This window comes from Streptomyces sp. NBC_00322 (assembly GCF_036147535.1).
Taxonomy (GTDB): domain Bacteria; phylum Actinomycetota; class Actinomycetes; order Streptomycetales; family Streptomycetaceae; genus Streptomyces.
This window is the reverse complement of the sequence record NZ_CP108019.1, coordinates 8,402,865-8,426,963: the sequence shown is the minus strand read 5'-3', so window position 1 is coordinate 8,426,963 and position 24,099 is coordinate 8,402,865. Positions and strand designations below refer to the sequence as shown.

Sequence of the window (24,099 nt, the reverse complement as noted above, 5' to 3'; positions counted from 1 at the left end):
CATGACAAATGGGGGGATGTGGCCCCAGGGTGGTTGGCTCACCAGGGGCCTTTGGGGGCGCGGCCCGCCCTCGATTGCGGGCACGTCGCGCGTCTATCACCAGTGCAGGGGTAGCCAGTTCAGGGATGGCGTGCTGACGGCGTCGAGGCCGATTACGCGAATGTGCCGGTTTCCGCCGCAACGCCACCGCCGACCTGGCTATCGGTCGGCCGTACTCTATTCCCCGACTCAGGCTGTTTCAATGGGTGCGCTCGAATTCACATAGCGCAACGAAATGTTAGGCGTGTCTTTACCGAGGTGATCTGGTGCGATGGCAACCGCGCGCACCCCACACGGTGCACGGCTACTGATCGTTCTGCCCGAAAGGGCGGCTGTGCGGGCGCCGTTCTCCTCGGGCGGTGGGTGCCGCCAGGATCGCTCCTGTGGCCGCAGGCCTGCCGAACGCCGCCAATCCGCCGACGTCGAGCCCATCGCCTCGGAGGCGTTCGTCGCAGTCAACTGGCGCCGGAGCGGCGGCTGTCATCCCGCCACCACCAGGGACCGGTCCCGGGGCTCGCGGCATGAGTTACTTGTCCCCGCTTGGTCGGACAACGCCCGTTCGTCGGACGGTTCGAGGCTCAGGATCGGATCGTTCCTCAGAATCCACCGGCTCGCTCCACGCGTTCCGTTCCATCCAATTTCGCCTCCGTTCAATTTCCGTTCCATTCAACGGCGTCGCAGAGAGGCACCCTGCGTCCGGGCCCTCCATTGCACACGCCTACTCCACCCATGAGGCCTTCCGGGCGTGCTGCAGGAGAGGTGATGCCATCGGCTTCGCCCCGGCCCAGCTGGTCGGAACCGCGGCAGTCTCTGACTCCAGGGGCTCGACACAGCGGTTCCCGCACATCACGCTGATTGACCAACGGACGGCCCGCGCCAGAAAGTGATGCCGTTGTACCTCTCTGACAGTCGTAGTACTCCTCCACCGCCCACCGGCACCGGCGTTGGACGGCGGTCTGCCGTGCCCGGCACCGTGCTGGCGCTCGGGGCCGTCAGCCTGGCCACCGATGTGTCGTCGGAGATGGTCACCGCCATCATGCCGCTGTACCTGGTGACCGGGCTCGGCCTGTCCCCGCTCGGCTTCGGCTTCCTGGACGGGATCTACAACGGGGCCGGCGCGCTGGTACGGCTGCTCGGCGGACACCTCGGCGACCGGGGCGGAAACCGCCACAAGGCCGTAGCCGCCGCGGGATACGGGCTGTCCGCCTTGTGCAAGCCACTGCTCCTGCTCGTCCATACCGGGCCGCTCATCGGTGCCGTGTTGGCGGTGGACCGCACCGGTAAGGGGCTGCGCACCGCCCCCCGGGACGCCATGATCTCGCTGGCCACCGAACCCGCACAGCGGGGCAGGGCCTTCGGTGTGCACAGGGCCATGGACACCACCGGAGCGCTGCTCGGACCCCTGGTCGCCTTCGCCCTGCTGCGCCTGGCGGTTGACGGCTACGACGCGGTGTTCGCGGTGAGCGGGTGCATTGCCGCACTGGGTGTACTGATCCTGCTGCTCTTCGTCCCCGGACACCGGGGGAGAGTGCCCGGTGCTGCCCGGCCGTCCGGGCACGAGCGCGGATGGCGGGCCGCGTTGGGGCTGCTGCGGCTGAGTGAACTGCGGCGCCTGACCGGCTGCGCGGTACTGCTGGGGCTGACCACAGTCAGTGACTCCTTCCTGTACTTGCTGATCCAGCGCCGACTCGGTCTTCCCGGGCATCTCCTGCCCCTCCTGCCGCTCGGCACTGCCGCAGCATTTCTGGTGCTCGCCGTGCCGCTGGGCGCGGCCGCCGACCGGATCGGCCGACGCCGGCTCTTTCCCATTGGCCATCTCCTGCTGCTCGTCGGGTACGGATTGCTGCTGGTGCCGCTCTCAGACGGTTGGACGGGGGTCCTGCCAGTGCTCGTGCTGCACGGGGCGTTTTATGCCGCCACGGACGGGGTGCTGGCTGCGGCCGCGGCCGACACCCTCCCTCCGGCCCAGCGCGGCACGGGACTCGCCCTGGTCGGTACCGGCCAGGCGCTGGCCCGCTTCGCCGGCTCACTCGCCTTCGGTGCCCTCTGGTCCGCCTGGGGCACCGGCATCGCACTTGCCACCGCCACGGGTGCGCTCGCTGTGTGCACAGCGGCCGCGATGGTCGTACTGCGCCCCACCGGCAGCCGGGTGACGACGGAGAGCGCTTCGTGACGCCGTTGCCGAACCGCCTTGGCTTCTCCCGCACCCGACACCCCTGGGTGAGCCAACCCTGCGAATGGCCGGCTCGGCCCCATCGGAAAGGCAGTGCCTGATGACCCGCAAGAGCCGCTTTCTCACTTTGCTCACCGCCGTTCTCCTGCTGGGTTCGATCGCCGCCTTCGCCGTGCACCATGCCGCCGAACGGGCCGACCGCCGCGCTCGGCCGCAGCCGGGCGGACCGGCAGTCGCGGACGGCCGGGTGTCGCTGGCCGCGCCTGCGGGCGCGGGACGGCGCATGATCTTCCGCAACATGGCCTACGGCCCACACCGCGACGAACTCGCCTCGGTGCCTGCCGAACGGCCCGACGCACAGCGCGCCACGTCGGGGGTGAAGTGCCTGCGCTTCTTCGCCGCGGGCGGCACCGGGATCTGTCTGCGGGGCGCGCAAGGGCCGCTGCGGGACAGCTACCGAGCGGTGGTCCTCGACGAGCGGCTGAACGAACGGCGCAGCTACCCACTGGCAGGGGTCCCAAGCCGGGCCCGGGTCTCGCCGTCAGGGCACCTGGTCGCATGGACGGTCTTCGTCAAGGGGGACTCCTACGGCGCCACAGCTTTCTCCACGCGCACATCCATCCTGGACACCCGCACCTGGAAGCTGCAGGACACCCTGGAGGAGTACGACCTGAAGGTGGACGGCCACGGGTACCGGTCCCTCGATGTGAACGTCTGGGGCGTGACCTTCGCCGACGATGGCCACTTCTACGCCACGGTGTCCACCCGCGGGCAGACCTATCTGGCGGCAGGCGACATCGCGGCGCAGACGCTGACGACCGTGCACGGCAACGTGGAATGCCCCTCGCTCTCTCCCGACGGCACCCGGATCGCCTACAAGAAGCGGGTGCCCGGCCTCCCGGCCGACTCACCCTGGCGGCTGTATGTGCTGGACCTGCGGACCATGACCGAGACCGCAACGGCCGAACACAGCAACATCGACGACCAGGCGGTGTGGGCCGCCGACACAACCCTCGTCTATGCCAGGCCCGGGAAATTCGGGACGGACCTATGGACCGTGCCCGCCGATGGCAGCGGGGCACCAATACAGCTGGCGAGCGCGGCCTTGGCACCGGCTTTCATCGGTTGACCGCCGGAAACCACCTGCGCAGTCCCACCTCGCCCTCGGATTGCAGGAGATGTGGCGACGGGCTCCGGTCGCAGTCGCCTGGGTCCTGCTCGGCCGGACCGCGGACACCGCCTGCCACCTCGTCAGGTCGTGCGACGTGAGGGGCGGTGCCCGCGGCGGGCCGGACCGATCGCCGTCAGCCGTCGGAGGGTTCGACCGCCAGGACGACATGGTGGCCGTCGCCGGCCTCGTTCAGGACGGTGATCCTGGTATTGGTGTCCGGGACGATCACGCCGCTGGTGGGGTTGGCCGGGTCGTAGTAGCGGTCACCGTGGTGGTCGTCGAAGACCGGCACGCCAGGCGCCGTGGGCACCCGCACCTCGACGCCGTTGCGGTGCAGCGTGAAGGCGTCGGTCGGCTGGAGGCCGAAGGGCGAGTCGAAGGTCTGGGTCAGGTTGCTCATCAGCGTGCCGTCGGGCCAGCGCAGCGGGGTCGGGTGGGCATCGACGGGCAGGATCTCGCCGTGGCCGGGGTGCTGGCCGACGTTGTTGTCCGGCTGGGAGGTGTCCCACAGCGAGATGAGCAGGCCGTTCTGGAAGGGGTAGTGCTCCACCCACCGCGGGCGGGTGGAGCGCCAGCCGAAGTTGTACGGGCCGGTCTGCAGGGTGGTGTCATAGGAGACGTACTGGCGGTTCTCGGCGATGTAGTACTGCGGGTACCGGCTGATGAATGCCTCGCCGATGCGGGAGAAGCCGCTCGCGGTCCAGCCGTTGTCGCCGCCCTCGGCGTCGTCGGCGAGCACGGCGGCGCCGTCGGCGGTGACGGTGATGATGTCGGCGGCGAAGCCCTTGCCCTGGACGGCTTCGTCGGTGGCGTAGCGGAACCTGACGTCGATCTTCTGGCCGGCGTAGGCGGTCAGGTCGTAGGCCAGGTTCTTGTAGGCGCCGCCCGTGCCGGTCAGGGCGGGCCTGCCGGCGCCGTCGTGGCCGATGGACGCGCCGTCGGCGGTGCCGTTCAGGGCGGTCCAGGTGGTGCCGCCGTCGGTGGAAGCCTCGGTGTAGAGGAAGTCCCAGTCCTGCTCGATGTCCCACCAGCCCTTGAGGGTGAGGGCGGCGGTGGCCTTGCCGGTGAGGTCGAGGGGGCGGGTGAGGGTGGTGGTCAGCTTGTCGCCCATGCCCGACCACCACTGCCTGCCGCCCTGGGCGGGGGTGGTGATGGGGGTCGCGACCTGCTTGTCGGGCAGGTCGACGACCAGGGCCTGCGGGTCCTTGCTGTTGAACTCGGCGTAACCGAGCTTGTAGGTGCCCTCGGTGGCGGCCTTGGCGGTGTCATGGTCGAGCCAGCCCAGTTGAAGCTTGTCCCATGCGTTCATGTCGCCGGGCAGGTCGCCGATGACGCCCTTTCCTCGGCCGAGCCAGGAGCCCTGCGACATCACGCTCCAGGAGCCGGAGGAGGATTCGCCGGTGCCGCTGGTGTCGTAGTGGTCGGGCAGGCCGAGGTCGTGGCCGTACTCGTGGGCGTAGACACCGAGGCCGCCGTTCTCGGGCTGCATCGTGTAGTCGCCGACCCACAGGCCGGTGTCGCCGATGGGGGTGCCGCCGCCCTTGTTGCCCGCCGGACCGGTCCTGCCGGCGTTCTGTCCGTAGACGTAACTGCGATGGGCCCAGATGGCGTTGCTCCCCTGGGCGCCGCCGCCGGCGGACTGGTCCTCGCCGGCGTGGACGATCTGGAAGTGGTCGATGTATCCGTCGGGCTCGTTGAAGTCGCCGTCGCCGTCGTAGTCGTTGCGGTCCCACTGGTCGTAGGAGGCGAGGTCGGCCTTGATCTGCTGGTCGGTACGGCCCTTGGCCTTCTGGCCGGCCACCCAGGCGTTGGCGGCGTCGCGGACCAGGTCCTGGACGTTGTCGCAGATGCGTGCGCCGCAGAAGTCGGAGCCGTAGCGGGCCTCGTTGAAGGGGATCTTCACCCAGTCGACGACCGTGCCGTCCACGGAGTAGCGGCCCGAGGACTGCCGCTCGTAGTACTTGGCCACCGACTCCTTGGAGGCGTCGTGCGAGAAGTACAGGTCCTGGAAGTGGTCGCGGTCGTAGTCGGCCTGCCAGGCGGTGGAGTTGTCCATGGTCGGGTCCGGCCGCGCGATCTGATTGTGGGCCGGCCCGGGCTCGCCGCCGTACTTGACCACCGGCGGCTTGGGACCGGCGCCGTCCGGGTCGTAGGTGGTCGTGTTGTCGACCGTGTCACCGAACTCGGCGAGGATGACGAATATCCTGTCGGTCTTCTCACGGCCGAGCTCGGCGTACTTCCCCTTACCCAGGCGCACGACCTGGGAGGCGCCGCGCTTCTCGACGGAAGCCTTGCCCGAGAGCACCTGCTCGAGTGCTTCTTTGCGCTGGGCCCGGTTCTCCTTGGTGAAGGGGCCAGGCAGGTCGTGCTCGTCGGGGCCGAGGTCCGCGCCGGGATCGGCTGTGGCGGCCACATCGTCGACAGCAGGGTCGGCGGGGGCGGCGTCGGCCGCCGAGGGCACGGCGGCCAGGGCGAATCCGGCCAGCATGGCCGTCGCGGCGAGCAGGGTAACGGACGGATTGGTACGTCTCTGATGCATCAAGGCAGCCTCCTGTGTGATGTGTGACATTGCACAGCACGGGAACGGGAAGGAACAAGACCTGAGGCGCGTCTTAGAACTGAGCTCCTGGCCACCCCTCATGCCGTGATGATCTCGGTGTGGGGCATGGGCATCTCTCGGATGGCCAGTGAGCAGTGTTGGGCAGGGGGTAAATTGCATGCGCGAGGCTCGGGTCCAGGAACCGCAGACGAGCCGTCACGCACGACGTTGAACTCGTCCTCACCTCGGGCGATACACCTACCCCCGTGCACCACTGGAAGGGCACTAGACCCCCGGCCGTCGGGTGCTGAAGGTCACCCCCGTGATGGCGAAGCGCTGCCAGAGGTTCGGTGTGCGGTGCAGGCGTGGTCCGCGGCCTTGTGCGGCAATCGTGTGATCCAGATCACGGGCAGTGGGTGCATAGCGAGGCGCGTGCCAGTGCCTTTCCCATGGTGTAGGCAACTGGCGAGAGTGGGGGGTGCGGATGGAGCAGGCTCGGGCCGGTGAGTTCGACGAGTTCGTGGCGGCCCGCTGGTCGGCGTTGGTCCACCTCGCCCGTCTACTCGTCGGGGGCGATCGGCATCGGGCCGAGGATCTGTTGCAGGAGTCCTTGGTCAAGCTCTGGTTCGTCTGGCCGAAGGTCGCGGAGGACGCACCGGAGGCGTACGTCCGCAAAGTGATGGTGCGCGCGGCGGCACGCTCGGGCCTGCGGCGTTGGTGGGGTGAACGCCCCGTCGAACGGCTGCCCGAGAAGGCGATGGCGGGTGATCTGTCCGCGGACGTGGTGGAGCGCTCTCGACTGGAGACCGCGCTGGGTCAGTTGCCGCCGAGGCAGCGGGTGGCTGTGGTGCTGCGCTATTACCAGGATCTGCCCGAGCGGCAGGTGGCGGAGGTGCTGGGCTGCCCGGTGGGAACGGCTCGGTCTCATGCCGCACGTGGAGTGGCGCGGCTGCGGCACATCCTGGTCGATGTCGTCGACCAGGTGTGGTGAAGGGGGAAACCATGGATCACTTCGAGCGGCGGCTGGCGCAGTTGATGCGCGACACCCAGGAACCCGCATCCTTCGAGCCGAAGCACCGCGAACGCCTCCAGGCAGGCGTTTCGGCACGCCGTCGCACCCGGGCCGCACAGCGGGCTGCCGGCTCGGCCCTGGCCGTCGCCGGAATCGCCGTCGGGCTGCTCCTTCTGCCCCACGCCTCGGACCGGGTCGAGCCCAGCGGTCCCCGTCCACAGCCCGCGACGAGCCCATCGCCCTCCGCGCCTGGCCCGACGCCGGAGGTGTCCCCGAGCGCGCCCTCCTCCTCGGCCACCTCCACCGCCACCACGCTCCCGGATGTGACCAACCCGGTCACGCCGCCTGCCACTACCGGCAGTTCGACCGCGACCTCCGGCACTCCGTTCGGGAGCGCGGTCACCACGCCACCGTTCTCGACGCCACCCACGCCTTCGGGCACGGCGACCACGCAAAGCCCGCCGCCGTCGCCCGGGTCCGGATAGGGCCTCCGGCGGGGCTCCGAACCCGCCCCCGGAATCCGTAAGCCCGCGACCCACACCCCGTAACGCGCGGCCGGCATCAGTAATCCGTAACCCCGGCTCCCCGGAACGCACCGCCCCGAGTGCCTTCGGCATGCCCTGCATCAGAGCACAACAAGGACAAATCATGCAAAATCAAGGGCTGTTCGCCCTGAAGGACATGAACCGGGTCCCGGTTCAGGATCTGAACCCTCTGCCGCAACGCGCACCGGTGCCGGCGCACCACCCGGAGCCCGTCCTGGACGTGGTCGTCCCGGTGTTCAACGAGGAGACGGATCTGGAGCCGAGCGTGCGGCGGCTCCACGCACACCTGCGCGGGACCTTCCCCTATCCGTTCCGTATCACCGTCGCCGACAACGCCAGCACGGACCGGACCCCGCAGATCGCCGCCCGGCTGGCCGACGAACTACCCGAAGCGCAGTGGCTGCGGCTGGCTGAAAAGGGGCGCGGCCGGGCGCTGCGCGCCGCCTGGTCGCAGTCGCGGGCCCCGGTGCTCGCGTACGTGGACGTGGACCTGTCCACGGAACTGGCCGCGCTGCTGCCGCTCGTCGCCCCACTGATCTCCGGGCACTCCGACGTTGCCATCGGCACCCGCCTGGCCCCCGGTTCCCGGGTGGTGCGCGGCCTCAAACGGGAGATCACCTCCCGCTGCTACAACGTCCTCCTGCGCTCCACCCTCGCCGTGGGATTCTCCGACGCGCAGTGCGGTTTCAAGGCGGTGCGGCGTGATGTGGCCGAGCGGCTGCTGCCTCTGGTGCGGGACTCCGGGTGGTTCTTCGACACCGAACTGCTGGTGATCGCCGAGCGGGCTGGGCTGCGTATCCACGAGGTGCCTGTCGACTGGGTGGACGATCCCGACAGCCGGGTCGACATCCTCGCCACGGCACTGGGCGACCTGCGCGGCATCGCCAGGATCAGCGCGGCGCTGGCCCGCGGCACACTCCTGCCGGTCACGCTGCACCGCAGCGGCGGCGGCGAGCCGCCGGACGGCCCGGCCACCCAACTCGCGCGCTTCGCCACCGTAGGAGCGGTGCGCACCCTCGGACACCTGCTGCTCTACGCGGCGTTGCGCCCGACGGCGGGATCCCAGGCCGCCAACGCGCTCGCGCTGCTGGTCTGTGCCGTCGCCAACACGGCCGCGAACAGGCGGCTCACCTTCGGGCTGCGCGGCCGCGGCGGTGCGCTGCACCACCAGGGCAGGGGGCTGGTCGTCTTCCTGGCCGGACTGGCGCTCACCAGTGGATCGCTCGCCGCCCTGCACCACGCGGTGCCCTCGGCAGCGCACCGCACCGAACTCGCCGTACTGGTCGTCGCCGACCTGGCAGCGTCATTGCTGCGGTTTCTGCTCTTCCGGGCATGGGTGTTCCGCGCCGGGCCGCGTCGTGACCGGACAGGGTCGGTGGCCTGATGAAGACCACCGGCATGGATGCAACCGCCGCCCGGACGACCGACACTCACCCGCCCACCCCCCACACGAGTGCCCTGAACCGGAGGCTGTCGGACGAGCCCCTTGGCCATCGCCCTCCCGACCAGTGGGGGCTGCTGCGCCGTGCAGCCAAGCGCTACGGCCCCGTACTGGCCATGTACGGCACGCTGAAACTCATCGGCTTCTCCGTCTTCATGTACCTGCTGTACTCCGCCGGGGACTACCGGGAGAAGCACCCGCGTTTCGGCGGCGGCGACCACCCGTGGGACGTCCTGGCCACCTGGGACGGCTGGTGGTACCAGCAGATCGCCGAGCACGGGTACCACCCCGGACTCGTCCAGATCCCCGGAGCCACCGGCCTGATCACCCTCAAGGGCAACTCAGCCGCGTTCTTCCCGCTCTACCCGGCGCTGATGCGGCTGGTCTCCGAGGTCACCGGCCTCGGCCTGTACGGCGCCGGCCTGCTGGTCTCCGTGGTCGCCTCCATCGTCGCCGCCCTCGGAATCTACGCCGTCACCGCGCGGTTCGGAGGCAGACGGGCCGGGCTGGCCGCGGCCGGACTGTGGGCCGTCTGGCCCGGTTCCGGTGTGGAGTGGGCGGTCTACTCCGACTCCCTCTACGTGGCCCTGGCCGTTTGGGCCTGCCATGCCGTCATGAGCCGCCGCTGGCTCGCCGCGGGTCTCCTCACCTGCGCGGCCGGGCTCAACCGCCCCACCGCCGTGGCACTGATCGCCGCCCTGGCTGTCGCCGCCCTGCTCGCACTCCGCCGGCACCGGGACCGGGACGGCGTCCTGCGTCCGCTGGCCGCGATGGCCGTCGCACCGCTCGGCCTCATCTCCTACCTGGGCTGGGTGGGTCACCAAATGGGTGACTACGCAGGCTACTTCAAGCTCCAGTCCGGCGCCTGGGCCCACGAGTTCGACTACGGCCGGCACACCCTCGACGTCCTCACGTCCGTCCCGGTGGGCCACTCCGACTACCTCTCCGCATGGCCCTTCGCGGACCTGATCGGCGTCGGTGTCGTCCTGCTCGCACTCGCGCTGCTCCCACTGCTGATCCGGCTGCGTCCCCCGGCCGTACTGGTGGTCTACACCGTCCTGACCCTCGTCCTCGTCCTGGGCAGCCAGCAGATATTCGGCAACGTCTCCCGCTATCTGCTCCCCGTCTTCCCGCTCTTCCTCCCGCTCGCCCTCGCCCTGCGCCGCCTCAGCGCGATCCACCAGTTCACGCTGCTCGGCATCGCGGCCCTGGCCTCCGGCTCGTACGCGGGCTATGCCCTCTTCGAACTCGGCGTCCCGTAGCCGACGGACACGGACTCAGGAATGGATGCCCGATGACCACGACCCTGCCCGTCGCCGAGCGGAACCCTTTAAGCCCCACAGGGAAGAAGCCCCCGGTTGCTCCGGTGCGGCGACGGCTGCTCGACCGGTTGCCCCCCGCGGACCTCCGGGTGCTACGGCTCTATCTGTTCACGCGCCTCGGGCTGTGGCTCGTCGCCTACTGCACTTCCTGGCTGTCGCCCGCCGGATCCGACGCCAAGACACCCGCCCGCTGGCTGTCCCGCTGGGAGCAGTGGGACTGGGCGCACTATCAACACATAGCCGAGTACGGATACTTCGACCCCTTCCCGGTGGACGAAGGAGCATCCGGCAAGCTGGTGGCGTTCTTCCCGGGCTTCCCGCTCACCTTGCGCGCCGTACACACCGTCATCACCGACTGGACCGTGGCCGGCCTGCTGATCTCCCTGGTGAGCGGTGCGGTGGCCGTCGTTGCCCTGGCCCGGATCGCCGGACTCTGCCGACCGGACAGGACCCTGGCCGGCCAACGGGCCGCGGGTTTCCTGCTGTTGTCGCCGGCCGCGGTGTTCCTGGCCGTCGGTTACACGGAATCCCTCTTCCTGGCGTTCGCGCTGCCGGCCTGGCTCGCGGCGAAGAACCGCAAGTGGCCCCTCGCTGGTCTCCTCACCGCCGCGGCCACCACCGCCCGGATCAGCGGTCTGTTCCTGGCCGCCGCGATCACGGTCGAATTCCTGTTGGCCCACGACGACCGCCGCGTGCACCGGCGCCTGCGCTCCCTGTTCTGGTGCGCGCTGCCCGTCCTGCCCGCCGCGGCATACACCGCCTACCTGTACGCGCACACCGGCGACTGGATGGCCTGGAAGCACGCCCAGGAACGCGGCTGGAACCGAAACTTCCACACCCCCGCCGAAGCGTTCCCGAACACCTGGCACAACGCCTTCGACCACCTCCAGACCACCGGCTACGCCTGGGAGTTCCAACTGGAGCTGGCCGCGATGGCGACCGGGCTCCTGCTGATGGCCTGGCTGCTGTACCGCCGCCGCTGGCCGGAGGCCGTCTACATCGCGCTCACCCTCTGGGCCCTGGGGACGTCGTACTGGTATCTGTCCATCCCCCGCGCCACCCTGCTCTGGTGGCCCCTGTGGACCGGCCTGGCCCACTGGAGCCTGCGACGCGGCTGGGTAAAGGAGGCTTACGTCGGCGCCGTGGCCCCGCTGACCGTGGTGCTCGCGGTGACCTTCACGTCGGGCCACTGGAGCGGCTGACCCTCGGCAGCCAGTGCACCGACGAGGGCCACCGACGGAATTCGTCTACCTGCGCTTTTGCAGCTTCCCGACTGCGCAGGTCCCGTGTTGATGGCGCAAGATCCCGTAGAGGACGCCCTGTGTGACTTCACGCCTCAGCTGAGCGGTGGGGCATCACAGGTGGCCACACTTTCCGACTCTATGGGCGCCAGTCCGCCTCCAGGTCATGGGAATCGGCCTTGGTGAGCTGTGTCGGTCCCGTGCCGTCGGCCCTTACCAGGTAGAGGTGTTCGGGGTCCGCGTCGTCGGCACCGCCTCTGGTGAAGACCAGGCGGCTGCCGTCCGGGGACCACGAGGGGTTCTTGTCGTTGAGGCGGGCCGCGGTGATGCGGTGCAGTCCGGTGCCGTCGGGGCGGACGAGGTAGAGATGGGCGAAGCCCGAGGAGTCCACGCGGCTGAAGGCGATCCGGCCGCTGTGCGACCAGTCGGGTGTCCAGTCGTGGGAGCCGGACCCGGTGACCGCCGTCTGGGCCAGGGTGGACAGCCGGATCCGCATCACCCTGCTGTGTCCGCTCGCGTCCGCGCGGTTGAACGCCAGGTACTTGCCGTCCGGGGACCACGTCGGATGGAGGTCGTCCGCCGCGGTGTGGGTGAGCCGGGTGGCGGGGGTGCCGTCGATGTCGGCCACATAGATCTCGCGCTGGGTGCCGACCGGCTTGGCATAGGCGATCCGCTTGCCGTCCGGGGACCATGCCGGGTCGGAGGCGCCCTTGGTACCGGGGACGGCCTTCAGGTCGCCGCCCGTGGTCTTCATCGTCCAGATGCCGTCGATGGCGCCACCGGATCCATAGCGGACGAAGGCCACCCGCTTGCCGTCCGGGGACCAACTGGGCATCACCTCGCTGACGGTGGAGGTGTGGGTGAGCTTGACGGGCGTGCCGCCACTGGAGGAGATCGCGTAGAGGTCTTCGATGGGCGCTGCCGCGGTGTAGCGGGCGAAGACGATCGGGTGGTCCCCCGCCGCCCCCGCGTCTCCTGCGCCGCCGAGAGTCAGTGGTACGGCCATGGCGAGCGCCGTGGCGGTCACCGCCGCCCGGCGGCGCCGCGTTGTGCCGTTTCCGCCGGTCCTGCCGATTCTCCGAGCCCCTCCGGCGGTTCTGCCGTTGCCCGTGCGGTGTTGTTGACGCGTCAAGGTGTCCACCCCGATCCCCCTGCAGCCCACTGCGGGCCGCTCCGGCCGGTAAACATCCCACCCGGTGGGGCTTGGGGGAAGCGGCGGCACCTGGCGGTACGAGCCCTGTGACACGTTCCGTACATCGCTGTCACATGCGATGCGGTGCGGACGCGCGGCGGCCGTGGATCAGGGTGTCGGCGGTGGCCTCCGGGGGGCTCCGTGTCGCCGGCCTCGGCGACGGCGAGCCATTCGACGGTGTGGACGAGCAAGGGGGCGTCGTCGAACTGGCCGGAGACGAGGTCGACGCGCTGAGCTGGATCTGCAACACGCTTTAGGGACCCGGGCGGCGAGTTCTTGTCTGGCCAACCGCCCCCTGTGGTTCACCAGTTGGAGCCGGACTCGGGTGTGGAGCATCGCCGTGGCGGCGGCCGGTTCCGGTCATGTGTTCATCGCTGATCACGGCATTGCCACGCCGCATGCCTGGCCGGCCGACCAGGCAGCACCAGAACGTGGCGGACGAGCGTCTGGCGCATGGCGGGCCGCTCTGGGCGTGAGTGGGGTCTCCCGCGCGCCCGCGCACAGCCCTTGATTCCTCCCCCGTGCACCCCCCTTGGTGAGAGTTGCGACGAATTACTGTTCGCATTGAACATTCCGCGGGTCTCTTCCGTATGTAGCACGGCGCTTCCCCCACAGTCGGCTCACCCTGGCGGTCGACCGGCAACGCAGCATAGGAGTCCCTGTGAGATATACAGCCCGAAGACGCTCAAAAAAGGGCAACAGAGTCGTCGCTGCCTCGATCGCGCTCATGCTGGGCGGGGGTGGCCTCATCGCGACCAACTCGTACGCCTCCGCGAGCGAAGGATGGGGGCCATGGCCGGGAGAACGGAACGAGCAACAGCAGAGTCAGACCCAGAGCGCCAGCCCCTCTGCGTCCACCATCAAGTGTCCTGAGGTTGCCAACGGGCTGCCCGAGGTGCCGGATGGAGCCAGGGCGGAAGTCGACCGCGAACTTGCCACGCTGGACAGCCAGATCACTGAGGCCTACCAGCGTTTCGCCGACGAGAAGGAACAAGTAGAGCGGGATCCACTGTTCGCCCAGAACGCTGTCCTCGGGCCGCTGAAGGACAAGCGCGCCGCGAGCATCGACCGCATAGCCGTAGCCATCAGCCGTGTGACCGGGCAGCATCCGCAGAGACTGGAGTCAATGGCCCCTTGCACTCTGCAAGTCGATGACGCAGACGAGGCCGACACCGATGGGGGCAACAGCCAGGGGCAGGACCAAGGCCGCGCCCAGAACGGCGACGGCGGCCAGAACAACGGCAACGGCAACGGCGAGCAGGGCAACGGCCAGCAGGAGAACGGCAGCGGCGGCGAGGCGGGCAACGGGCCGGAGGCCTCGGACTTCGTCGACATCCAGTCCGTCCAGCCCACCGTTCAGGTTCCCCGCACGGTCCGCGACGCCTCCCGCGGTACCTTCTCGACCGACTGCGGCGTAAACGCGAATGAAAAATTCAATCCCGACAACGTGATCGTTGCACCCGGCGTGAGCAATGGCGCGCACCATATGCACGACTACGTGGGCAACCAGGCCAACGACGCGTTCGCGAGCGACGACGATCTCGCCAACGGTCAGACCACGTGCCGCAACCCGGGTGACAAGTCGACCTACTACTGGCCCGTGCTGCGCCTGCAGAACGGGCAGAACGAGAACGACGCCCAGGCCGACGGCGGCGGCAAGGACAAGAACGTCGGCGAGATCCAGACTCCCGCCCAGGTCACGCTGAATTTCGCGGGAAGTCCGGTCGGCAAGGTCACGGCCATGCCCCGTTTTCTGCGGATCATCACGGGTGATGCCAAGGCGTTCGTCAACGGCAACGCGAACGCCAATGCCTCCTGGAGCTGCACCGGTTTTGAGGACCGTCAACTGAAGGACAAGTACCCGATCTGCCCCGGGGGTAGCAAGGTGGTACGGACCTTCAAGTTCCAGAGCTGCTGGGACGGTCAGAACACCGACAGTGCCAACCACCGAACACACGTGGCCTTCACCGACCAGAACGGCCGCTGCCCCAACGGCTTCCGGGCCATTCCGCAGCTCGTGCAGCGGATCGTCTACGACGTGCCGTCGCCGGTGTTCGACGGGGACAACCCGGCAGTGTTCGCGGTCGATTCCTTCCCCGAGCAGCTGCACAAGCCGGTGACCGATCACGGCGACTTCATCAATGTCTTCGACGACGACCTCATGCGGAACATGGTGAGCTGCATCAACGACGGACAAGAGTGCGGCCCCGGCGACCCCGGCGCCCTTCCCGTCGACAACGTGCAGAAGCCCGAGGATGCGGCTGGGTCGGGTGTCGGCACACCGAACGCGCACGGCACTCCGAATACCGCGGGTGAGGTGCAGCAGCCCAAGAATGCGGCCGGGCCGGGTACCACCACACCGCACCCGCACGGCACTCCCAATACCGCGGGTGACGTCCAACAGCCCAAGAATGCGACTGGAGCCGGTGCCAACGCACCGAGCGCGCAAAGGACTCCGGCCGTCGGCAAGAACGACCTCGTACCTGACGGCGGCGGCGAGCAGCAGGCCGGAGCGGGCGGACTTGCCGCTACCGGCGCCCAGCTTTGGCCTTCTGCGGCGGGAGCCGTGCTGCTGATCGCAGGCATCGTGCTTCTCCGGACGCGTCGCACCCCACGTGGAGTCGCCCGTCATCGATAACGCGGCGCCACTCCCGCCCTGGCCGGACCAACACCTCAGGTCCGGGCAGGGCGGGCGCCGATCCCGAGTCGGCTTCTGCTGTTTCCGGAGGGCCGCGTCGAGCGCCCGACGCCACTGGCACGCCGAGGTCTTGCTGTGGACGCCCCACACCGATTCGCATGGCGGGGTGGGGGTGAAGTGGGCGCCGGACCCTCGGGGTGTAGGTGCCGTCGTGGGCGTCGGCGTTGTCCATCCACTGGCGCACGGTGCGCCAGTGGACCTCGAAGGCCTCGGCCACGGCACGCGTTCCCCGGCGCTTTTTGGGACCGGATCTCACCAAGGCGCTCGACCACCTTTTCTGCAGGGCCGGTTGGTTCAACGGCGTGACAAGCGCATTGCATTGAAGCCTGCTTCACCCTTCCGATGTTCAATGAGCCACGCCGGTCATTGACTGGGGAGCGGACCGTTCCGGCCGAATACGATCCGGGGTGATTCGGCCGTCGCGCCTGGCACGGACGAACGCGGGGCGACGGTCGCCAGGGAAGTTCCCTTTCCGCGCCGTTGCGTCCCGGCCACTGATTGAACGCGCAAGGTATCTGAAACGCACGGGGTGCGCGTGCCGTTCCTGCGAGCGCTAGGCAAACTCGAGAACGCCGATCGGTTCCCGCACAATTCAGCACAGCCAGGAAGGATGCGCACCATGCGGAAGACCACTCGATGGACTGCGGCCGGCGTTCTCGTCGCAGGAGCGATGCTGGGATCGACGGCCGGTACCGCGCACGCCGAGCCCTCCTCGCTCTACGCGCCCTCGGCGCTGGTCCTGACCACGGCACACGGAGAGAACGCCGCCACCGCGACTCCGGAGCGCGCCGTGACCCTCACCTGTACGCCCGACGCGACCGGCACGCACCCGGCCGCCGAGGACGCCTGCGCCACCCTCACCCAGGTGAACGGCGACTTCAGCAGCCTGGCGGAGATCAGCCGTGGCCAGCCGCGTTTCTGCACCAGGGAGTACAACCCCGTAACCGTCACCGCACAGGGGGTATGGGACGGCAAGCGCGTGACCTACGAGCACACCTTCTCCAACCAGTGCATCAAGAATGCCGAAGGATCGGGCGTCTTCGAATTCTGAGGGCATCCGGGTGCTGCGGCTCAAGGGCATCGATCGGTGGTTTCGGCCACCATCGGTGCCCTTGCCGAAGGCATTCGGGTGTATGCCTATACGTACGGGTACGTGACGGATAGCGGAAAGTGGGAGCAGGCTGTGCAGCGTTTATGGGCAGTGAGTGCGGCGCTGGTGCTCGCGGGAGCGGGCTTGACAGGCGCGGCGGTGCCGTATGGAGCCGCGATGCCGGGCACGGGGCCGACGGCATCCGCCTCCGCATGCTCGACCGCGTGGGGAAGCGGCGTGAAGTCGGCCGCTGAGGCCGGTGCTGTGCCGCTGAGGAACGTGACGGTGAGCCGGGGCGCGTGCTTCGACCGCATGGTCTTCGATGTCACGGGCGCGTCGGGCAAGGTGGGCCATCACGTCGGTTATGTCGAGGCGTTCCGTCAGGACGGCTCGGGTGACCCGATACCCGTACGCGGGGGCGCCGTTCTGCAGATCTTCCTCTCGGCTCCCAGCTATGACCCGCTGACGCTTCGCCCGACGTATGCCGGCAGGGCCGGCAAGCCGTTGCCCGGCGTGGAAGTGGCCGGGTACAGGACATTCCGGGACGCCAGGTTCGGGGCGAGCTTCGAAGGACAGACGCAGGTGGGACTCGGCGTAAGGGCACGGCTGCCGTTCCGGGTGCTCCAGTCCGGCGACAAGCTGATCGTTGACGTCGCCCATACGTGGTGAGCCAGAACTCCCACTGCGCCTGATGGAAGTCGGGGAGCAGGCCGCCTCCGTGAGGACGTCGGGATCGTACTTGGGCCGCGTCATGCATCAGTCGTCGTCAAAGGCAAGCAGATACCGGCCGGGCTCGGTGCTGAAGCGCACCTGAATCGCCTCCGTCTCGCTGCCCGACGGTGTCTTCACGATCGGTAGGGCGTTCCCGTCGGGGCCGTAGGCGATCACGGCGCCGCCCGCCCTGTGGCAGGCGTGCAGCGACGCTGAACTCGGCACCGTCTTCGGTGCGTTCAAGGCGGCTCGCACACCCGAGGAAAGCCTCAACGACCTCCGCAGAATGCTCCCGTCCCTGCCGCCCGAGGCCCGGGCGGCGATCGCGCGCGCGACGCTCACCGCCGGCCCGGACGACGAGGCGGGCCGCACCCTCGCGGCACTCTCCACGACGCTCACCCCCCGCCAGCGCGGACGAGGATCTCGGAGCACCGGAGGCATGGGCCCCTGCTGGAGACCGAGGGCGGTAGGCCCGTTAGACACGACCCTGAAGCAGCGGCCTGGAGGTTCGCCGCAAGGCGAGGCCCGGAAACTGTGCCCGGGGCCCGCCCAGCCGGCCGTCCGGTTCAGGCGGGCTGCTTCACACAGGTGCCGACCACCTAAACGGTGACGCCGTGCCACGGTCTCGAGGCCCGAGCCGTGCATCTCGCGCGCGGGCGCTTTCGTCTGGGCGATGGCGGGGCTGTCGGCGATGAGCGTGGTACCAACGAGGGCGGCTGACACCATGGACGCACCGAGGATCCGCGTGCGTGCTGTCTGTTACTCCCCTTTCGATTGACGCGGGAGTGTCGCCCGCTGTGTTCGGAGCCAGACTGGATCCGCTCGCGCCGCAGGCTTCACGGACGCCACAAACACCGCACGGACCAGCCACGTCCGAGGCCGTTCGACGGAGCCCGAGCGAGCGCTCAGCGCAGTGCCGTCGGCATATCGGCCCCCTGGTCGGCTACGCGTCGGCGGCGCTGAGCCACTGCGGGCTGGATCACGGGGTCCCAGATCCCCCAGAATGACTGCGCAGTCCGCACAGCACGTCACGAGAGGAAGCTCAGACGCATGGCCGGCAACGCAGACATGGTCGCCTTCATCGAAGCGCGACTTGCCGAGGAGGAGCAGGTCGCGTGGAGCGCCGGCGGCGCGAACTGGAGGTGCCCGGCGGATGCGCCCGGAGAAGTCCATGACAGGAAGTCCGGCATCGCGTTCACTGTGAGAGGAGCCGGCTACGACCAGCACATCGCGCTCCATGACCCGGCTCGCGCGCTGGCCCGCCTCGAGACCAATCGCGTCCTGCTCGGCGAGTATCTGGACGTGGCGGACCGGGACGTCGACCGGCCGGCCGGCGACTTCGCTTCCGGCCGCGCAGTCGGACTCGGCTTCGCGGTGCGGCAACTGGCCGCCGAGTACGCCTGGCATCCCGGCTACAAGGCGAAATGGCTCCCCCGGTTCACCCGGTAGCGCTCGCATCGGCACGCCGACGCCCTCCGCCCTGCTGCACGGAGGACGGCGCGAGTCGTACGGCTGCTGTGTCAGTCGGCCGCCGCGGCCCGGCAGATCTCCGGGGGCCGTGGGTGCGTCAGACATGCCGGCCGGCGAACTCCTCGGCCATACGCTTGAACTGGCCCAAGTCATAGTTGGTCAGCGTCTTGTCCAGGTTGGTGAGCGCACCGAAATGTTCGACGAAGCCGTCGGGCTCGTACTCGACCTGCAGCGTGACGCGGCTGGTCGTGTCGCTGAGGTGGTGGAACGTGACGACGCCGGCGTGGTGAACACCGGCGACCGTCTTCCATGCGATCCGGTCCTCCGGCGCGACTTCGGTGAGCTCGGCGATGAACTGCTTGTCCGCGCCGGGCAGCTCGAGCCACCACGCGAACCGACGCTCGTCGAGGCGGTCGACGCGCTCGACGTGGCTGAGGAAACGTGGCCATGCGGTCACGTCCTGCCAGTGTGGGCCGGTTTCGCGGGACAGAGCCACCGGGCCTGAGACCTTCTTCACCTCGCTGCGGGTCACGGCCCTGGGGCGTGTGCGGTGCCGAAGGCCGAGCCGGCGGAGGTGAACAGGCGTGCACAGCGTTCGGCCATGGCTTGTGGGGACTGTTCGGGGTGCCGGATCCACCAGTTGACGAGTGCGGTCACAAGGCCACGCCAGGCGTACTTGAGGGCGTCGGCGTCGAGGGGGTCGGTGAGACGGGCTGCTCGCAGGATGTCGGCTGATCCTGCGGCTGCGAGATCGTCGATGCCGACCCGGTACTCCTTTGCGAGGCGGGCGGCTTCGCTGTCCGGTGGAAGCCGGTTGTCGTAGAGGACGAGCCATGCTTCCCGGCTGCCTTCGAGGGCTGTGAAGACCGCGTGGAGCACCGCCAGGGGCACGTCCGCAGTGCTACGGCTCTCTGCCATAGCGGTGCGGATCGCACTGAGAAGTCGCTCACCGATGGGGGTGAGGCAGGCGATGTACAGGTCCTGCTTCGTGCCGAAGTACTGATGCAGAAGGGTCTTGGTGACACCGACCTGCTGGGCGATGGCTGCCAGTGAGGCCGCCTCGTAACCGCGTCGGCCGAACTCCTCGGTCGCGGCGCCCAGGATGTCCTGCTTGCGGCGTTCTCGGGGGACGCCTTTCGTACCGGCTCTGCGGTGGGGTGAAGACACAACGCTGATTTTACCCTACGGTAATTTACCTCTAGGTAAATTACCGATGGTGACGGGAGCTTCTTGTGGCCGGATCAAAGTCATCGAACCCACCCCACCGTGCACGCTCCTGGTGGGGCTGGGGCTGGGCCGATGCCCAGCTCGGCGAAGCCGAATGCATCGCTCTGGGCGGGCAACTGCCCGGCACACTCGCGCGTCCGCTGCCGCTGCCGGACGTAGCCTCCCTGCATGTCCAGGCACCGGCCGTCGCGGTCCCGCGTTCCCTGAGCCACCTGGTCACCGCAGACCCGGAGCAACGCGCTGCGCACACGATGGGCAAGGCATACCGGGACGTGATGCGGGCCCTGCGAGGTCGGTCCGGAAGAGTGCCCGACCTCGTGGCTCATCCGGAGACCGACCAGGACATAGCCGGCCTGCTCGAGTGGGCCGGAGAGGCAGGAGCCGCCGTTGTCCCCTACGGCGGCGGGTCCTCCGTGACTGGCGGCGTCGAGTACCGCGGTGACGCACACGCCGCCGTTGTCTCCCTGGACCTCACCCGCATGAACCGGGTACTGGAGATCGACAAGGAGAGCCTGGCCGCACGCATTCAGGCCGGTACACTCGGCCCGGCCCTCGAAGCCCAACTGCGTCCGCATGGACTCACCTTGCGCCACTTCCCCCAGAGCTTCGAGTTCTCCACGCTCGGCGGCTGGCTCGCCACCCGCGCAGGCGGCCACTACGCCACCCTGCGCACTCATATCGACGACTTCACCGAGTCGCTGCGTGTCATCACACCCCTGGGAGCCAGTGAATCCTGGCGGCTGCCCGCCTCGGGTGCGGGCCCCTCCCCCGACAGACTCATCCTCGGCTCCGAAGGCACTCTCGGGATCATCACGGAGGCATGGATGCGGCTTCAGGAGAAACCCGTCTTCAAGTCCGCGGCCTCCGTCACCTTCACCTCGTTCACCGACGCACTACGAGCCCTGCGGTCCATCGCCCAGTCCGACCTCCACCCCGCCAACTGCCGCCTGCTCGACCCCGGCGAAGCGGCCCTGGCCGGTGCCTCCCACGACGGATCCGCGGTACTGATCCTCGGCTTCGAGTCGGCTCATGCCCCCGTGGACCACCGTCTCGGACAAGCCATAGACCTGGCCCGCTCCCACCGTGGACACGCCGAAGAACCTGCCACCGAACCCGGCTCGCCAGCCGGGGCGGCCGTAGACGCATGGCGCACCGCGTTCCTGCGCATGCCCTACCTCAGAGACGCTCTGGCCCGCATGGGCGCAATCGTCGAAACATTCGAAACGGCAGTCACCTGGGACCGACTGCCGCAACTGATCGATGCCGTCCGCACTGAAGTAGGCAACGCCGCCCACCTGGCAACCGGTCACCCGGCAACCATCAACTGCCGCATCACCCACGTCTACCCGGACGGCGCCGCACCGTACTTCACCGTCCTCGCCGCCGGCCGCCCGGGCTCCGAAGTCGCCATCTGGGACGAACTCAAGACGGTTGCCAACGAAGTACTGCACCGCCACAAAGCCACCATCACCCACCACCACGCCATCGGACGCGACCACCGCCCGGCGTACGACCGCCAGCGCCCCGACGTGTTCGCGGCCACGCTCCGAGCCGCAAAAGACACTCTGGACCCCCACGGCATTCTCAACCCCGGAGTCCTGATCACCTGACAGCCGTGGTCGCAGAGCCACGATCACAACCGCCGGGATGTGCACGAAATCCAAGTTCGACGTCAGCGGGCCCGTGCGGCTGGACGGCCACGCCAAGGGCCGGCGCGTCGGCTTCGTTCGACAAACGCGCCTACATCTTCCACGGCACCGTCATCGTCGCCTCGATCCGACTCTGGCTCCGCTCGTGATCCGCGACTGGCTAGTCGTACGAGCCGGTAGCCGACGGCGGTACCTCGAGGACGAAGAACAGGAAGGTGGTTTTGGTCGAGAGGTCATGGAAGTCGTCGGGGAACAGCTCACGGGCGGCCAGGTCGGGCCGCGGTTCGCTGATGACGGCAAGGCGGAAGCCGGCGGCGGTGAAGGCATCGACCATGGCGTGCAACGGCCTGCGCCAGAACCTCATCGGGAAGGACTGTCCGTTGAACGTCCAGTCGAAGGTATAGCTGGTGGTCGCAAAATAGTCGGGCCGAGGATCCTGGATCGTGTAGGCCACGAAAGGGTGGTCCACCGACGCGATCAGCCGGCCGCCGGGCCTGAGCACTCGCCGCAACTCGGCCAGCGTCGGCCCCCAGTCCTCCAGGTAGTGCAGCACCAGCGACGCGACCACGTCGTCGAACGCACCGTCGTCGAACGGCAGGCGGTCGCTCAGGTCGACCACGTGCAGGGCTAGGTCGTCACCGAGCCGCCGCCTGGCCAGCGCCAGCATCCCGGCGCTGGCGTCGATGCCGGTGACGACCGCACCGCGGTCGCGTAGTGCAGCGGACAGGGGGCCCGAGCCGCAACCGGCATCCAGGATCCGACGGCCGGCCACGTCTCCGGCGAGGGCCAACATCGCGGGCCGCTCGTAGTACCCGTTCACGAGGTTGCTCTCGTTCTCCGCCGAGTACGCCTCGGCGAAGCTGTCGTAGTCATTCACCTGGTCCCGATCTGCAGACTGGGCGAAACTCTCGGGTACGTCGGTTACGCGTTCCATCGTCGCAGCCTAGTAGTCACATGATCCGCCGGCAGAACGACGCCCGAACCCCAGCCGGGCGCGCCGGGCGCCGCTGGCAGCGGCAAGTCCACGCTGGCGAGCATGCCGTTGATCCGCCAGAGGACCACGTGGGAGACGGCGGAGGCTTCCCATTCCTTCACTCCGACCGGGCCTCCTACATCCAACGGCCCTCGGCATCCGGCCGGATCATGATTGCCCGGATACGTCCCAACAGCCTCTGCGAACTGGCGGCCGGCAGCACGGGCGCAGCTGCGAAGAGCCGATGCGGCGCCGCTTCGTCGGACGGGATTCGTCCGGTGCGTTGCTGGTCCGGCGCCGGATTGTCCTGCTGGCGACCCCTTTCGTCGGCGAATTCATGGGCGACCCATGGCCAAAGCAACCCATGATGCGCAAGGATCACGCCCGCACCGAGCCACCCCCCAAATCCGGCTCATCACATCCCATCGATGGAGGATGTATATGGCTCGCCGCACATCCCGCGGCCTGGCTGCTGCAGCCACGGCCACTGTGGCGCTGTTCACCCTGGCCGGCCCGGCCGGTTCGGCTTCGGCCTCCGGATCCGCTCCGACTGCGCCGCAGGCCCGCGTCTTCATGGTCAATCCCGTCCAGTCCTCCGGTGATCAGTTGCTCACCGACGCCAAGGATGCCGCTGGGGCCGTACCGACCTCTGCCTATGCCGTCGCCGCGCTGCGAAACCTGGACGGCAGTGGTGGCCTGTCCGGGACGTGGGCCTCCGTGAGATCCGACACGGGAGCCTCGGCAAAGACGACTGACGTCGGCTCGTACACCCGGCACGACGACCAGTTCGAGCAAGTCATGGCCTACTTCTGGGTGAACGAGGCACAGGAGTACCTGCAGGGCCTGGGTTTCGGCAGCGAACTGCCCGGGGCCAACAACCGAGCCCAGCCGGTCCGTATCAACCAGTGGGGTGCGGACAATTCCTTCTTCACCGACAAGAAGGCCGAGATCCGTTTCGGCAAGGGCGGTGTGGACGATGCCGAGGACGCCGAGGTGATCGTCCACGAGTACGGGCATGCCGTGCACCACGCCCAAGTGCCGGGCTTCGGGACGTCGTTGGAGGCAGGCTCGATCGGCGAGGCCTTCGGTGACTACCTCGCCGTCGAGGTCGGCGCACACGCGGACGCCAAGTACGGCTGGCCGATGAAGGCCGACCTGGCATGCGTCGCCGACTGGGACTCGGTCACGTACAGCAGCGCCCCGCACTGCCTGCGCCGCATCGACGGAAGCAAGGTCTACGGGGACCGGGTGGGGGAGGTCCACGCGGACGGCGAGATCTGGTCCCGCGCGCTCTTCGACATCCGCAACGCGCTCGGCGCGAGGACCGCTGACCGCATCATCATCAACGCCCAGTTCGGTTTCGCGCCCGACACCAGCTTCAAGGACGCGGCACTGAAGACGATCGCGACCGCCGAGCGCATGTACGGCACGAGCGCGGCGGACACCGTCCGCAGTGCGTTCAAGGGCCGCGAGATCCCCGGCATTCAGTAACGCTTCGCCGATCGGTGGCCGTCGCTCGACGCGGCGGCCACCGGTGCGTCGGGGCTGATCTGGACGGCCCAGGGGCGTGGGCCATAGCGCCGCCGCCTCCGGCGCTGTCTCCCGA

At 68.7% G+C, this 24,099-nt stretch carries 20 protein-coding genes; 14 read left to right on the top strand and 6 right to left on the bottom strand.

The features are described 5' to 3' along the window. Positions 1–931: 931 nt before the first annotated feature. Together OG905_RS38295 and OG905_RS38290 are read left to right on the top strand one after the other, a co-directional pair. A complete protein-coding gene (locus tag OG905_RS38295; RefSeq protein ID WP_443044043.1) occupies positions 932–2,212 on the top strand; it encodes an MFS transporter in 1,281 nt (426 codons plus the stop codon). 100 nt (positions 2,213–2,312) lie between these two features. Continuing rightward, a complete protein-coding gene (locus OG905_RS38290) occupies positions 2,313–3,341 on the top strand; it encodes a TolB family protein (protein WP_328681808.1) in 1,029 nt (342 codons plus the stop codon). A gap of 175 nt (positions 3,342–3,516) precedes the next feature. Here the strand turns inward: OG905_RS38290 and OG905_RS38285 are convergent, their stop codons facing one another. Next, positions 3,517–5,922 carry an immune inhibitor A domain-containing protein gene (locus OG905_RS38285; RefSeq protein ID WP_328681806.1) on the bottom strand — a complete coding sequence of 802 codons (2,406 nt, stop codon included), beginning with the start codon at positions 5,920–5,922 and terminating at the stop codon, positions 3,517–3,519. A 484-nt stretch (positions 5,923–6,406) separates the two neighbouring features. Between OG905_RS38285 and OG905_RS38280 the strand changes: the two genes are divergently transcribed. The 5 genes from OG905_RS38280 to OG905_RS38260 all read left to right on the top strand — a co-directional run bounded on the left by OG905_RS38280 (position 6,407) and on the right by OG905_RS38260 (position 11,444). After that, positions 6,407–6,913: a SigE family RNA polymerase sigma factor gene (locus tag OG905_RS38280; RefSeq protein ID WP_328681804.1), complete on the top strand. Its 507-nt coding sequence runs from the start codon at positions 6,407–6,409 to the stop codon at positions 6,911–6,913. Positions 6,914–6,924: 11 nt separating this feature from the next. Next, positions 6,925–7,419: a hypothetical protein gene (locus OG905_RS38275; RefSeq protein ID WP_328681802.1), complete on the top strand. Its 495-nt coding sequence runs from the start codon at positions 6,925–6,927 to the stop codon at positions 7,417–7,419. A gap of 163 nt (positions 7,420–7,582) precedes the next feature. Then, positions 7,583–8,863 carry a bifunctional glycosyltransferase family 2/GtrA family protein gene (locus OG905_RS38270; protein ID WP_328681800.1) on the top strand — a complete coding sequence of 427 codons (1,281 nt, stop codon included), beginning with the start codon at positions 7,583–7,585 and terminating at the stop codon, positions 8,861–8,863. 173 nt (positions 8,864–9,036) lie between these two features. Continuing rightward, positions 9,037–10,182, top strand: a complete 1,146-nt coding sequence (locus tag OG905_RS38265; RefSeq protein WP_328682826.1) for a glycosyltransferase family 39 protein — start codon at positions 9,037–9,039, stop codon at positions 10,180–10,182. A gap of 32 nt (positions 10,183–10,214) precedes the next feature. Continuing rightward, on the top strand, positions 10,215–11,444 hold the full coding sequence (locus OG905_RS38260; protein ID WP_328681798.1) for a mannosyltransferase family protein: 1,230 nt from the start codon (positions 10,215–10,217) through the stop codon (positions 11,442–11,444). A gap of 178 nt (positions 11,445–11,622) precedes the next feature. Here OG905_RS38260 and OG905_RS38255 read toward each other — a convergent pair whose 3' ends face one another. Beyond that, positions 11,623–12,489, bottom strand: coding sequence for a hypothetical protein (locus OG905_RS38255; RefSeq protein WP_328681796.1), 867 nt, complete (start codon positions 12,487–12,489; stop codon positions 11,623–11,625). Positions 12,490–12,797: 308 nt separating this feature from the next. On the opposite strand from OG905_RS38255, the gene OG905_RS38250 reads away from it, so the two are divergent. From OG905_RS38250 to OG905_RS38235, 4 genes are all read left to right on the top strand, one after another. Continuing rightward, positions 12,798–12,932 (top strand): hypothetical protein, encoded by a 135-nt coding sequence (locus OG905_RS38250; RefSeq protein WP_328681794.1) that lies wholly within the window; start codon positions 12,798–12,800, stop codon positions 12,930–12,932. A 404-nt stretch (positions 12,933–13,336) separates the two neighbouring features. Beyond that, complete coding sequence (locus tag OG905_RS38245) at positions 13,337–15,313, top strand: DUF1996 domain-containing protein (protein WP_328681793.1); 1,977 nt, start codon at positions 13,337–13,339, stop codon at positions 15,311–15,313. 679 nt (positions 15,314–15,992) lie between these two features. Next, positions 15,993–16,424 (top strand): subtilase-type protease inhibitor, encoded by a 432-nt coding sequence (locus OG905_RS38240; RefSeq protein WP_328681791.1) that lies wholly within the window; start codon positions 15,993–15,995, stop codon positions 16,422–16,424. Between the two features lie 132 nt (positions 16,425–16,556). Beyond that, positions 16,557–17,132, top strand: a complete 576-nt coding sequence (locus tag OG905_RS38235; RefSeq protein ID WP_443044113.1) for an AMIN-like domain-containing (lipo)protein — start codon at positions 16,557–16,559, stop codon at positions 17,130–17,132. Positions 17,133–17,219: 87 nt separating this feature from the next. Here the strand turns inward: OG905_RS38235 and OG905_RS38230 are convergent, their stop codons facing one another. After that, a complete protein-coding gene (locus OG905_RS38230) occupies positions 17,220–17,417 on the bottom strand; it encodes a hypothetical protein (protein WP_328681787.1) in 198 nt (65 codons plus the stop codon). Between the two features lie 807 nt (positions 17,418–18,224). On the opposite strand from OG905_RS38230, the gene OG905_RS38225 reads away from it, so the two are divergent. After that, entirely contained in the window at positions 18,225–18,623 is a 399-nt protein-coding gene (locus tag OG905_RS38225) for a DUF6221 family protein (RefSeq protein ID WP_328681785.1), read from the top strand. A 118-nt stretch (positions 18,624–18,741) separates the two neighbouring features. On the opposite strand, the gene OG905_RS38220 is transcribed toward OG905_RS38225, so the two are convergent. Beyond that, entirely contained in the window at positions 18,742–19,161 is a 420-nt protein-coding gene (locus OG905_RS38220; protein WP_443044112.1) for an SRPBCC family protein, read from the bottom strand. An 11-nt stretch (positions 19,162–19,172) separates the two neighbouring features. Further along, the gene (locus OG905_RS38215; protein WP_328681783.1) at positions 19,173–19,811 is read right to left on the bottom strand and encodes a TetR/AcrR family transcriptional regulator; all 639 of its coding nucleotides are present in this window, start codon (positions 19,809–19,811) and stop codon (positions 19,173–19,175) included. A gap of 65 nt (positions 19,812–19,876) precedes the next feature. Here OG905_RS38215 and OG905_RS38210 point away from each other — a divergent pair, with 65 nt between their 5' ends. Then, complete coding sequence (locus tag OG905_RS38210) at positions 19,877–21,481, top strand: FAD-binding oxidoreductase (RefSeq protein ID WP_328681781.1); 1,605 nt, start codon at positions 19,877–19,879, stop codon at positions 21,479–21,481. A 199-nt stretch (positions 21,482–21,680) separates the two neighbouring features. Here OG905_RS38210 and OG905_RS38205 read toward each other — a convergent pair whose 3' ends face one another. After that, positions 21,681–22,454 (bottom strand): class I SAM-dependent methyltransferase, encoded by a 774-nt coding sequence (locus OG905_RS38205; protein ID WP_328681779.1) that lies wholly within the window; start codon positions 22,452–22,454, stop codon positions 21,681–21,683. Between the two features lie 480 nt (positions 22,455–22,934). Here OG905_RS38205 and OG905_RS38200 point away from each other — a divergent pair, with 480 nt between their 5' ends. Continuing rightward, positions 22,935–23,984 (top strand): M4 family metallopeptidase, encoded by a 1,050-nt coding sequence (locus OG905_RS38200; protein ID WP_328681776.1) that lies wholly within the window; start codon positions 22,935–22,937, stop codon positions 23,982–23,984. Positions 23,985–24,099 lie beyond the last annotated feature (115 nt).

What these genes read in the sequence shown, in the direction of transcription:
- OG905_RS38290 (WP_328681808.1), top strand. Translation starts at nt 2,313, where the DNA reads ATGACCCGCAAGAGCCGCTTTCTCACTTTGCTCACCGCCGTTCTCCTG.
- OG905_RS38285 (WP_328681806.1), bottom strand. Translation starts at nt 5,922, where the DNA reads ATGCATCAGAGACGTACCAATCCGTCCGTTACCCTGCTCGCCGCGACG.
- OG905_RS38280 (WP_328681804.1), top strand. Translation starts at nt 6,407, where the DNA reads ATGGAGCAGGCTCGGGCCGGTGAGTTCGACGAGTTCGTGGCGGCCCGC.
- OG905_RS38275 (WP_328681802.1), top strand. Translation starts at nt 6,925, where the DNA reads ATGGATCACTTCGAGCGGCGGCTGGCGCAGTTGATGCGCGACACCCAG.
- OG905_RS38270 (WP_328681800.1), top strand. Translation starts at nt 7,583, where the DNA reads ATGCAAAATCAAGGGCTGTTCGCCCTGAAGGACATGAACCGGGTCCCG.
- OG905_RS38265 (WP_328682826.1), top strand. Translation starts at nt 9,037, where the DNA reads ATGTACGGCACGCTGAAACTCATCGGCTTCTCCGTCTTCATGTACCTG.
- OG905_RS38260 (WP_328681798.1), top strand. Translation starts at nt 10,215, where the DNA reads ATGACCACGACCCTGCCCGTCGCCGAGCGGAACCCTTTAAGCCCCACA.
- OG905_RS38255 (WP_328681796.1), bottom strand. Translation starts at nt 12,489, where the DNA reads ATGGCCGTACCACTGACTCTCGGCGGCGCAGGAGACGCGGGGGCGGCG.
- OG905_RS38240 (WP_328681791.1), top strand. Translation starts at nt 15,993, where the DNA reads ATGCGGAAGACCACTCGATGGACTGCGGCCGGCGTTCTCGTCGCAGGA.
- OG905_RS38225 (WP_328681785.1), top strand. Translation starts at nt 18,225, where the DNA reads ATGGCCGGCAACGCAGACATGGTCGCCTTCATCGAAGCGCGACTTGCC.
- OG905_RS38205 (WP_328681779.1), bottom strand. Translation starts at nt 22,454, where the DNA reads ATGGAACGCGTAACCGACGTACCCGAGAGTTTCGCCCAGTCTGCAGAT.
- OG905_RS38200 (WP_328681776.1), top strand. Translation starts at nt 22,935, where the DNA reads ATGGCTCGCCGCACATCCCGCGGCCTGGCTGCTGCAGCCACGGCCACT.